Here is an 11,717-nt window from a genome sequence, read left to right as displayed (position 1 = left end):
TTACGCGCTCAGCACATCCGCACCATCGCGTGCGCGTGACCGCGCGGGCGTCGTATCGCTGACGATCTGCCCGTTGTCGAGCTTCAGCAGGCGATCGGCGAGACCGAAATAGCGGTCGTCGTGCGTGATCACGATCACGGCCTTGCCGCGCGCGCGCAGCTCGGGCAGCAACTGTTCGTAGAACACCGCCTTGAACGACGGATCCTGGTCGGCCGCCCATTCGTCGAACAGGTAGAACGGCCGGTCCTCCAGGTACGCGACGACGAGCGCGAGCCGCTTGCGCTGCCCGGTCGACAGCGCGCGGTTCGAGAACGCGCCGTCGACGACCTTCACCTTGTGATCGAGCGCGAGCTTCGCGACCAGCGCGTTCGCGCGCGCATCGGCCTGCGTCCGCGCCGGATCGTCGGGATCGACGATGCCGAGCAGCGCATCGAACAGGTGGAAGTCGTTGAACACCGCGCTGAAACGCTGCCGGTACGCGGCGCGCTCGCGCCAGCCGATCGGGCGGCCGTCGACCTCGATCGTGCCTTCCTCCGGCTCGTAGAGCCCCGTCAGCACCTTCGCGAGCGTCGTCTTGCCGCTGCCGTTGCCGCCGACGATGAACACGAGCTCGCCCGGCCGGATCGTCAGGTCGATCGGCCCGATGCGGAACATCCGTTCGTCGCGCTCGTGGAAATACGCGTGCGTGACGCCGCGCAGCGTGACGGCGCCTGCCGGCGGCACGTCGGGCGCGTCGCTCGCAGGCGGCACCGTCCGCAGCGCGCCGAATTCGGCCATCACGCCTTCGATGCGCCCGAGCGACACGCGCGCCGCGTTGACGGTCGGCAGGTTGTTCAGCAGACCGTCGAGCGGCACCAGCATGAACAGGAACACGACGACGTAGCCGGCCGCCGTGCCCGCATCGGCATGCACGCCGAGCTGCGGCCAGAACGCGGCCGCGCCGAGGAACACGTAGAACAGGAAGATGATCCAGCCGACGCCGATCGCATACGCGCTGAACGCGCGGCGGCGGTGGTCGCGCACCTCGCCGATCGCGGCGCCGAGCTGGCCGTCGACGAACTGGCGCGCGCGCGCGTCGTGCAGCTTCAGTTCCTTCGCGCCGGAGAACAGCGAGCCGAGATAGCCGAACAGGCGGTCCTGCGCGTGGCCGGCCGCCTCCAGCGACGCGATCGCGCGGCGATCGCCGGTGTGATAGCCGAGCGAGCCGGCGACGATCGCGGTCAGCGCGAGCACGCACACGGGCCACGACAGCCACGCGAGATAGCCGAGGCAGCCGAACACGATCGAGCCGTGCATCACCAGGTTCGGCAGCGCGAAGAACAGCATCGACACGTTGGTCGCGTCGTCGGTCAGCACCGACTGCACGGGCGCCGCGCCGATCCGCTCGATGTCGCGCAGCTCGGCCGCGCCGACGCGCCGCGCGAGGTGCATGCGCAGCCGCGCCATCGTGTCCTGCGACAGCCGGGCGAACAGCGTGCCCGACACGATCCGCGTGACGAGCGCGATCACCGCGCACAGCGCGAAGCGCCACGCGAGCGCCGCGTCGGCCGCGCCGGGCGTCGCGAGCGCGCGGTTCAGCGTCGCGACGAGCAGCACGCTCGCGACGCCGTTGAGCACGCAGGCGACGAGCGCCAGCGCGAGCGACGCGCGGCTTTCGCGCAGCAACGCGAGGATCAGGCGGGCCGCGGGGCGGCCGGGGGGGGCGTCGAGGGACGGCGGGGAAGAGGGCTCGTGGGCAGCGGTCATCGGCAACGTCGGTAAATGAAGGGCAGGCAAACCCTGCGGAAACGGCAAGACTGATGCGAAAGCGGCGCGCGGGGCGGGCCCGGTTGCGACTTTCCTCCCTGATAGACGAACGGGCCGCGCAAATATTTAGCCCTGCCTTCAAAAAATGCATCCGTGCCGGCTTTGCGCGCAAAACGGTAAAAAATCGGCCGCGCCGTTCGTCACACCAGTGAAGCCGCCCCATGCGGCCCCGAGACTTGGCCGAAGCGGCCGGACCGAAGGACTTCACGCACATGACGAGTTTCCCGACTGCGTTGCATCACCGAATCCGCGAACTGGCGCGCCGCGCGCCCGACGCGCCCGCGCTCGCCGCGCCTTTTCAGAACGACCTGCGCCTGTCGCGCGGCGCGCTCGACGCGCGTGCGTCGCACCTTGCCCGCCAACTGCGCGCGGCCGGTGTCGGCGCGGAAGTGCGGGTGGGTGTCTGCGTCGAGCGCTCGTGCGAGCTGTTCGTCGCGCTGCTCGCCGTGCTGAAGGCGGGCGGCGTATTCGTGCCGCTCGATCCGCGTCATCCGGCCGCGCGCCTCGACTGGATCGTCCGCGATGCGCAACTGCGGCACGGCGTCGTCGATGCGGCCGGCCGCGCGGCGCTCGGCGCGTCGTTCGATCACGCGTTCGACGCAAGCTCCGCGGATGCCGCTGCCTGCGTCGACGACGAAGACGCGCCGGTACATCCGCGCTCGGCCGCCTACATGATCTATACGTCGGGCTCGACCGGCACGCCGAAGGCGGTGGTCGTCGAGCACGGGCCGCTCGCCGCGCATTGCGATGCGCTCGCGGCCGCGCTGCCGATCGCGGGCGGCGACCGCCTGCTGCATTTCGCGTCGGTCAATTTCGATGCCGCGCACGAGTGCTGGCTCGCGCCGCTCGCGGTGGGTGCGAGCGTGACGATCGCGCCGCCGCAACCGTTCGCGCCGGACGCCGCACATGCGCTGATGGTGCACGAAGCGGTCAGCGTCGCCGCGTTCCCGCCGGCCTACCTGCGCGAATTCGCGGCCGTCGCCGCGCGCGACGGCGTGCCGCCGGCCTTGCGCGTGCTCGCGTTCGGCGGCGAAGCGCTGCCGCAACAGGCATTCGAATTCGTGCGCCGCACGTTCCCGTCGGTACGCCTGATCAACGGCTACGGGCCGACCGAGGCCGTGATCTCGCCGATGCTGTGGCCGGTCGAGCCGGGTGAAATGCCCGCGCTGGAAGCGGACGATGCGTATGCGTCGCTGCCGATCGGTCGCGCGATCGGCCCGCGTGTCGCGCGCATCGACGGCGACGCGGCCGGCGAGCCGAATGACGCGGGCGAGGGCGGCGAGCTGCTGCTCGGCGGCGTGTGTCTCGCGCGCGGCTATCACGGCCGCCCGGCGCTGACGGCCGAACGCTTCATTCCCGATGCGCACGGCGAGCCCGGTGCCCGCGTCTATCGCACCGGCGATCTTGCACGCCTGCGCGCCGACGGTGCGTTCGATTATCTCGGCCGCCTCGACGATCAGGTCCAGGTGCGCGGCGTGCGTGTGGAGCCCGCGGAAATCGCCGCGTGCCTGCGCACGCATCCGGCAGTGGCCGACGCGGCCGTGATCGCCGAAACCGGCAACGGGCCGACGCGGCTGATCGCGTGCGTCGCGCTGCGCGCGGCCGCCGACGATGCGGAGCTGAAGGCGCACGTGGGCGCGCAATTGCCTGCCGCGTGGCAGCCGCACCGCTTCGTGCGCTGCGCTGCGCTGCCGTACACGCTGAACGGCAAGCTCGACCGTGCCGCGCTGCGCGAGCGCAGCGCCGCCGCGCGCGACGCCGAAGCTCCCGCCGGCGCCGCGCCGTGCACGCCGACCGAAGCGCAGATCGCCGGCTTCTGGCAGACGCTGCTCGGCCTCGACGCGACGCCGTCGCGCGACGACCGCTTCTTCGCGCTGGGCGCCGATTCGCTCGCCGCGATGCAACTGCAGGCCGCGGTCCGCGCCGCGTTGCGCGTGAACCTGCGGCTCGACACTCTGTTCGCCGATCCGGCACTGGCCGAGCTGGCCGCGCACGTCGATCAGGCGGAGCGCGAGACGGGCGAGCCGCTGGCCGCGATTGCCGCGCGCCGTGCACCGGCCGAAGCCGCCGCATCGGGTGCCCCGCATGTCGATCGTGCCGCATCGCTCGCACAGCAACGCTTCTGGGTGCTCGCGCAAACGCGCGATGCCAGCGCCGCGTATCACATCGCCGCGCACTGGACGATCGACGGCGCGCTCGACCGCGCCGCGCTGCAGCGTGCGCTCGATCACGTGATCGGGCGGCACGACGCGTGGCGCACGACGCTCGTCGACAACGACGACGGCATCGTGATGCAGCGCATCCATGCCCGTCTGCCGGTTACGATCGCGACGCTCGACTTGCGCGACCAGCCGCCGGCCGCTCGCGACGCGCAAGCCGCGCGTATCGCCGAGCGCGACGCGGGCGCACCGTTCGATCTGTCGAACGGGCCGCTGCTGCGCGCGACGCTCGTCGTGCTCGCCGACGATCGCCACCGGCTGCTGCTGACCGCGCACCACGCGATCACCGACGGCTGGAGCTCGCGCTGCGCATTCGACGAATTGTCGGCCGCGTACCGTGCGTATGCGGAAGGGCGCGAACCGGCGTTGCCGCCACTGCCGATCCAGTACGCCGACTATGCGGACTGGCAGCGCGACATGCTCGCCGGCGGCGAAGGCGAGCGTCAGCTCGATTACTGGCGCGACGCCTTGCGCGACGTGCCGGGCCCGCTCGCGCTGCCGGTCGATCGGAAGCCGGGTGCGACGCGCACGCTGCAGGGCGCACGCGTGTCGGTTCGCCTGCCCGACACGGTTGCGGCGGACGTCCGGCGTCTCGCGCGCGACGCGCAGGCCACGGTCTTCACGGTACTGCTGGCCGCGCTCGATGCATGGCTGTCGCGCCTGACCGGCGAGACCGACGTGGTCGTCGCGGTGCCGGTCGCGCATCGGCAGCGGCCGGAAACCCGCGCGCTGCTCGGCCTGTTCCTGAACACGGTCGCGCTGCGCGTGCGGGTGGCGCCGACGCTGCCGTTCCGCGCGCTGGTCGACGCGGCGCGCACGGCGGCACTCGACGCGGTCGCGCACCAGGACGTGCCGTTCGAGCGCGTCGTCGATGCGGTGAAACCGCCGGTCCGGCGCGGCGACGAATGGCTGCGCGTGAAATTCGCGCAGCAGTTCGATGCGCGGCACGACAGCGTGCTGCCGGACGCGACCGCCGTTGCGACGCCGGGGCCTGATCTCGCCGCGCGCTTCGACTTCGCGCTTGATTTCACCGACGACCCGCACGGGATCGAACTGGTCGCCGCCTATGCGACCGACTGCATCGAGGCCGACACCGCGCGCGCATGGCTCGACAGCTATGCGGCGCTCGTCGCGTCCGCCGCACATGAACCGCACCGCGCGACGGCCGCGCTGCCGTGCGATGCGTCGCCGGCATCGCGCCAGCCGCGCGACGGCCGTGCGTTGCGGATCGAACACGCCGACATCGTCGCCGCTTTCGCGCGGCAGGCCGCCGCGTATCCGCATCGCGTCGCACTCGCCGATGCGTCGGCGTCGCTGACGTTCGCCGAACTCGACGATGCATCGAACCGTATCGCACATGCGCTGAAACTGCGCGGCGCGACGGCCGAAGCACCCGTCATCGTCTGCATCGAGCGCTCGGCCCGCTTCGTCGTCGGCCTGCTCGGCGCACTGAAGGCCGGCGCGCTGGCCGTGCTGCTCGACCCGGCCCAGCCGGCCGCGCGCCTCGTGGCCGCGGCCGCCGATTGCGGCGCGCGCTGGGCGCTCGTCGCGCAGCAGCCGGACGGGGCCGCGTGGCCGGCCGGCAGCGCCGCACAGCCGCTCGACGTCGACACGCTCGCGCAGGACGCGACGCTCGCGCATGCGGCGGGCATCCGCGTCGCGCCGCATCCGGAACAGGGCGCGTACCTGATCTATACGTCGGGTTCGACCGGCACGCCGAAGGGTGTCGTCGTGTCGCACGGCGCACTGGCCGACTACGTGCAGGGGATGCTCGACGAACTCGCGTTCGCACCGGACGCGTCGTTCGCGATGGTGTCGACGGTTGCCGCCGACCTCGGCCACACGACGCTGTTCGGCGCGCTGTGCGCGGGCCGCACGCTGCACCTGCTGCCGGCCGCGTGCGCGTTCGATCCGGACCTGTTCGCCGACGAGATGCGCCGCCGCGACGTCGGCGTGCTGAAGATCGTGCCGAGCCACCTGCAGGCGCTGCTCGACGCGCGCGTGCCGGCCGACGTGCTGCCGCGCCATGCGCTCGTGACCGGCGGCGAAACGCTGACGTGGGCGCTCGTCGCGCGAATCGCCGCGCTCGCGCCGGCCTGCCGCGTGATCAACCATTACGGGCCGACCGAGGCGACCGTCGGCGCGATCGCGTGCGACACCGCGTCGATCGCCGCCGATGCGCGCGATCCCGCGAGCGGCGTGCCGCTCGGCGGCCCGCTGCCGAATGCGCGCGCGCTGGTGCTCGACGCGTTCGGCGCGTGCGTGCCGGCCGGCGCGGCGGGCGAACTGTATCTCGGCGGCCCGGGCGTGGCGCGCGGCTACCTGAACCGGCCCGCGCAGACCGCCGAGCGCTTCGTGCCCGATCCGTTCGCGGCCGGTGCGCGCCTGTATCGAACCGGCGATCGCGTACGCCTGCGCGCGGACGGCCGTCTCGCGTTCCTCGGCCGCATCGACGACCAGGTGAAGATTCGCGGCTATCGCGTCGAGCCGGGCGAGGTGAGCACGGCGGTACGCGCGGCCGGCCCGATCGCGCAGGCCGAGACGCTCGCGATCGAGCACGACGCCCGCCTGCGGCTCGCCACGTTCGTCGTGATGCGCGACGGCGCGGCATTCGACGAAGCGGCCGTGCGCGCGGCGCTCGGCGCGGCGTTGCCCGACTACATGGTGCCCGCGCAGTTCGTCGTGCTCGCACGCCTGCCGGTGACCGCGAACGGCAAGCTCGATCGCGCGGCGCTGCGCGAACTGGCCACATCGCCGGTGGCGGTGGCCGCCGGCGATGCGCCGCAGGGGCCGGTCGAAACGGCGCTCGCCGAAGTCTGGCAAGCGGTGCTGAAGGCGCCGCACGTCGGCCGCGACGACAATTTCTTCGAGCTCGGCGGCGATTCGATCCTCGTGCTGCAGGTGATCGCACGCGCCCGCAAGCGCGGCGTGCGCTTCACGCCGAAGCAGCTGTTCGACGGCCCGACGGTCGCCGAACTCGCGCGCATCGCGAAGATCGAGGACGTTGCCGCCGCAACGACATCGACCGCGCCGGCTCGGTCCGCAACCGCTTCCGCAGCGGTCCTGACGCCTGCACAGCAGCGCTTCTTCGCGCTCGACGTGCCGCATCCGGGCCACTGGAACCAGTCCGTCGCGTTCGACGTGCGCGGTCCGTTCGACGCCGACGCATTCGCGCGTGCATTCGACGCGTTGCTCACCCATCACGACGCATTCCGCCAGCGCTTCGCGCGTGGCGCGGACGGCAAGTGGCGCGCGAGCGATGCGCCGAAACCCTACGACGCGCTGCCGTTCGTCGAAGTCGCCGCGCGCGACGAAGCCGACGCACTGGCGCGCTTCGACGCGTTGCAGCGTCGCCTCGACCTCGGCCGCGGGCCGCTCGCGTGCGCATGCGCGGCGCGTCTGCCGGACGGCGCGGCGCGGCTGTATCTGGCGATTCACCACGCGATCGTCGACGGCGTGTCGTGGCGCATCCTGCTCGACGACCTCGACGCCGCGTATCGCGCCGCATGCGAGCGCACGCCCGTTCGCCTGTCGCAGCCGGGCCTGCGCGCGGATGCGTGGGCCGCGCGCCTCGCGCGTGCCGCGACGGAGCCGGCATCGCCGTTCGCCGCTGAAGCGGCTTACTGGGCCGGCATGGCACAGGGCGACGACCTGGTGCCCGATCATCCCGACGCACCGGCGACGAACGCCGACGCGGCGGTCGTCGTGCAGACCATCGACGCGGCATTGACCCGCGCCGCGCTGACCGACGCGCACGCCGCGTATCGCACGCAGACGATCGAACTGCTGGGCGCGGCGCTCGCGCTGGCGCTGGCCGGTGCCGACGGCGCCGCGTCGTGCCGCGTCGAACTCGAGGGGCATGGCCGCGAGGCGCTGTTCGACGATGCGGACGCGAGCCGCACGATCGGCTGGCTGACGAGCCACTATCCGGTCACGCTGCCGGTCGAAGCCACCGCGCGCGACACGCTGTGCGCGGTCAAGGACACGCTGCGCGCGGTGCCGCACAAGGGGCTCGGCTTCGGCGTGCTCGCGCACTACGGCGACGCGGCGACGCGGGCGGCGCTGGCCGCCGTGCCGCGTCCGCGCGTCACGTTCAACTATCTCGGCCAGTTCGACGCACCGCGCGACGCGACGCTCGTGCCGCGCTTCGGCGGCACCGGCATCGAGCGCGACCCGCAAGGGCCGCTCGGCAACACGCTCGCGATCCATGCGTATCTCGATACCGACCGCGACGGCGCACGCACGCTGAAGGTTCACTGGGTATACGGCGCGCCGCAGTTCGAGCGCGCGACGATCGATGCGCTCGCGGAACGCTTTGCGGCCGCACTGCGCGAACTCGCCGACGCATGCGCATCGCGTGTCGCGCATCGCGGCGGCGGCGCGACGCCGGGCGACTTCCCGCTCGCGCAGGCTGCCGGCCTCACGCAGGCCGCGATCGAGCGCGCGCCGCTCGACTGGCGCACGATCGACGACGTGTATCCGCTGTCGCCGATGCAGCAGGGGATCCTGTTCCATGCGCTGTTCGCGCCCGGTCATGCGAGCTACGTGAACCAGCTCGTCGCGACCGCGACGGCGCTCGATGCCGACCGGCTCGCGGCCGCGTTCGCCGCATCGGTCGCACGTCACGACATCCTGCGCACCAGCGTGATGCCCGACGAGGCCGCACCGCTGCAATGCGTGCATCGCCATGCGCGGATGCCGGTCGAGCAACTCGACTGGCGTGCGCGCGGCGACACGCTCGACGCCGACTTCGACGCGTGGCTCGCGGCCGATCGCGCACGCGGCTTCGACTGGCGCGAGCCGCCGCTGATGCGGCTCACGCTGATGCGCGTGACGGACGACGCGTGGCGCGTCGTGTGGACGCGCCACCATGTGCTGCTCGACGGCTGGAGCACCGCGCGCCTGCTCGCGGACGTGCTGCGCGACTATCGCGACCCCGATGCGGTGTCGCCGTTCGCGAGCCGCCCGGCGCTGCGCTATCGCGACTTCATCGCGTGGCTCGGCACGCGCGACCGCGACGCCGATGAGCGTTTCTGGACCGGGCGGCTCGCGCGCCTCGATGCGCCGACGCTGATCGCCGAGCGTGTGGCCGACCGCGCGGACGCCGAGATGGTCACGTGGCGCGCGACGATCGACGCGGCCGCGACGACGCGTATCGCGCACACGGCGCGCGCGCTGAAGCTGACCGTCAACACGCTGGTGCAGGGCGCGTGGGCGCTCGCGCTGCAGCGCATGACGCACCAGCCGGCCGTCGCGTTCGGCGCGACCGTCGCGGGCCGTCCCGATGCGCTCGCGGACGTCGATACGGTGCTCGGCCTTTTCATCAACACGCTGCCGGTGATCACGGCACCCGCGCCGCAACAACGCGCGGCCGACTGGCTGCAGGGATTGCAGCGCGAGAACGCGGCGGCTGCCGAGCATGCGCATACGCCGCTCGCCGACATCCAGCGCTGGGCGCGCGGCGCCGGCGGCGCACTGTTCGACACGCTGGTCGTGTTCGAGAACTACCCGGTCGACGACACGGCGCGCGATGCCGATCCGCGTGCGCTCGCGCTGAGCGGCGTGCGCAGCATCGAGTCGACCGATTTCGCGCTGACGCTCGTGATCGAAAGCGGCGCCGAGCTGACGATCGACTACGGCTACGACACCGCGCGCGTCGATGCGCACCAGGTCGAGACCTGGCACCGCGCGTTCGCGTGCGCGCTCGATGCGCTGGCCCGCACGCCCGACGCGCTGCTCGGCACGCTGTCGATCGCCGACGACGCGACGCGCGACGCGCTGGCCCGCGCGCAGGACACCGCACGGAGCTGGCCGGACGCGCAACGGCAACCGCTGCATCTGCAATTCGCGGACGCCGCACGCGCAACGCCCGATGCGATCGCACTCGAATACGCGGATGCCCAGGGCCACGTGCAACGCGCGACCTATCGCGAACTCGACCGGAACACAACGCGCGTCGCCGCCGCCTTGCGCCGGCGCGGCGTGCAGCCCGACACGCCGGTCGCGCTGTGCGTCGAGCGTTCGTTCGACATGGTGACGGCGCTCGTCGGCGTGCTGAAGGCCGGCGCCGCGTACCTGCCGGTCGACCCCGACTATCCGGCCGAGCGCATCGCGTACCTGCTGCGCGACGCGCGGCCCGCGGTCGCGATCACGCAGGCCCATCTGAGCGCGCGAGTCGAGGCTGCGCTCGGCGACGACGCGACGACGCAGTTGCTGACGGTCGCCGATCTGCTCGCCGATGAAGCGAACGATGGCGGCGAGTACGGCGAAGCGGGCGATGCCGCCGAGATCGCGACCGACATCGACGCCGCCCAGCTAGCGTACCTGATCTACACGTCCGGCTCGACCGGCAAGCCGAAGGGCGCCGGCAACTCGCACGGCGCGCTCGCGAACCGGATCGCGTGGATGCAGCACGCGTACCGGCTCACGCGCGACGACGTCGTGCTGCACAAGACGCCGTTCGGCTTCGACGTGTCGGTGTGGGAATTCGTGTGGCCGCTCGCGACCGGCGCGAAGCTCGCGATCGCCGCGCCCGGCGACCACCGCGATCCGGCCCGCCTCGCGGCCGCGATCCATGCGCACGGCGTGACGGTGCTGCACTTCGTGCCGTCGATGCTGGCCGCGTTCGCCGCGTATCTCGACGATTTCCAGGCCGCCGCGCAATGCGACAGCGTGCGCCTGATCGTCGCGAGCGGCGAGGCGCTCGCGCCGGAACTCGTCGCGAAGGTCGCGCGGCTCGTGCCGAACGCGACGCTCGTGAACTTGTACGGGCCGACGGAAGCCGCGATCGACGTGTCGCACTGGACCTGCGGCCCCGACGACGCCAACGCATTCGCGGTGCCGATCGGCCATCCGATCGCGAACCTGCAGCTGCACGTGCTCGACGCGGCCTGGCAGCCGGTGCCGGCCGGCGCGACCGGCGAACTGTATCTGGCCGGCGCGGGGCTCGCGCGCGGCTATCTCGGCCGCCCGGGGCTGACCGCCGAGCGTTTCGTGCCCGATCCGTTCGTGCCGGGCGCGCGCATGTATCGCACCGGCGACCTCGCACGGCGTCGCGCCGACGGCGCGCTCGACTACCTCGGCCGCGTCGACACGCAGGTGAAGCTGCGCGGCCAGCGGATCGAGCCGGGTGAAATCGAGGCGCTGCTGCGCACGGCGCCGGGCGTGCACGACGCGGTCGTGATCGTGCGCGACGATCAGCTGATCGGCTATGTCGCACGCGGCGACGCGGGGCCGCTCGACCGTGCGGCCATGCTCGATTCGCTGCGCGCGCAGTTGCCGGCCTACATGGTGCCGTCGCAGCTGATCGAACTCGACGCGCTGCCGGTCACGCCGAACGGCAAGTGCGACCGCCATGCGTTGCCCGCACCGGTGCGCGAGGCGGCCGCGGCCAGCGAACTCGCGACCGACACGGAGCGCACGCTCGCGGCGATCTGGCAACGCGTGCTGCACGTCGACGCGATCGGCCGCGACGACGATTTCTTCCTGCTCGGCGGCCACTCGCTGCTCGCGACGCAAGCCCATGCGCAGGCGAACCTGCACTGGGGCCTCGCGCTGCCGCTGCGCACGCTGTTCGACACCCGCACGCTCGCACGCTGCGCGGACGCGATCGATGCGGCCTGCGCGGCACGCGGCGCGACCGACGCGGCGAGCGCGATCGACGCGCTGCTCGGCGAACTGGAAACCCAATAA

General features: G+C 72.4%; 2 protein-coding genes. One reads left to right on the top strand and one right to left on the bottom strand.

What is annotated here, in order from left to right; genetic code table 11:
* On the bottom strand, window positions 1–1,746 hold the full coding sequence (locus DID99_RS14780) for a cyclic peptide export ABC transporter (protein WP_124570472.1): 1,746 nt from the start codon (window positions 1,744–1,746) through the stop codon (window positions 1–3).
* Between the two features lie 272 nt (window positions 1,747–2,018).
* On the opposite strand from DID99_RS14780, the gene DID99_RS14770 reads away from it, so the two are divergent.
* A complete protein-coding gene (locus DID99_RS14770; RefSeq protein WP_124667010.1) occupies window positions 2,019–11,717 on the top strand; it encodes a non-ribosomal peptide synthetase in 9,699 nt (3,232 codons plus the stop codon).

The sequence above is a fragment of the Burkholderia sp. Bp8986 genome, assembly GCF_003854225.1.
Lineage (GTDB): Bacteria > Pseudomonadota > Gammaproteobacteria > Burkholderiales > Burkholderiaceae > Burkholderia.
The sequence above is the reverse complement of the archived record's forward strand: the minus strand, read 5'-3'. Positions and strand labels throughout refer to the sequence as shown.

What these genes read in the sequence shown, in the direction of transcription:
- DID99_RS14780 (WP_124570472.1), bottom strand. Translation starts at nt 1,746, where the DNA reads ATGACCGCTGCCCACGAGCCCTCTTCCCCGCCGTCCCTCGACGCCCCC.
- DID99_RS14770 (WP_124667010.1), top strand. Translation starts at nt 2,019, where the DNA reads ATGACGAGTTTCCCGACTGCGTTGCATCACCGAATCCGCGAACTGGCG.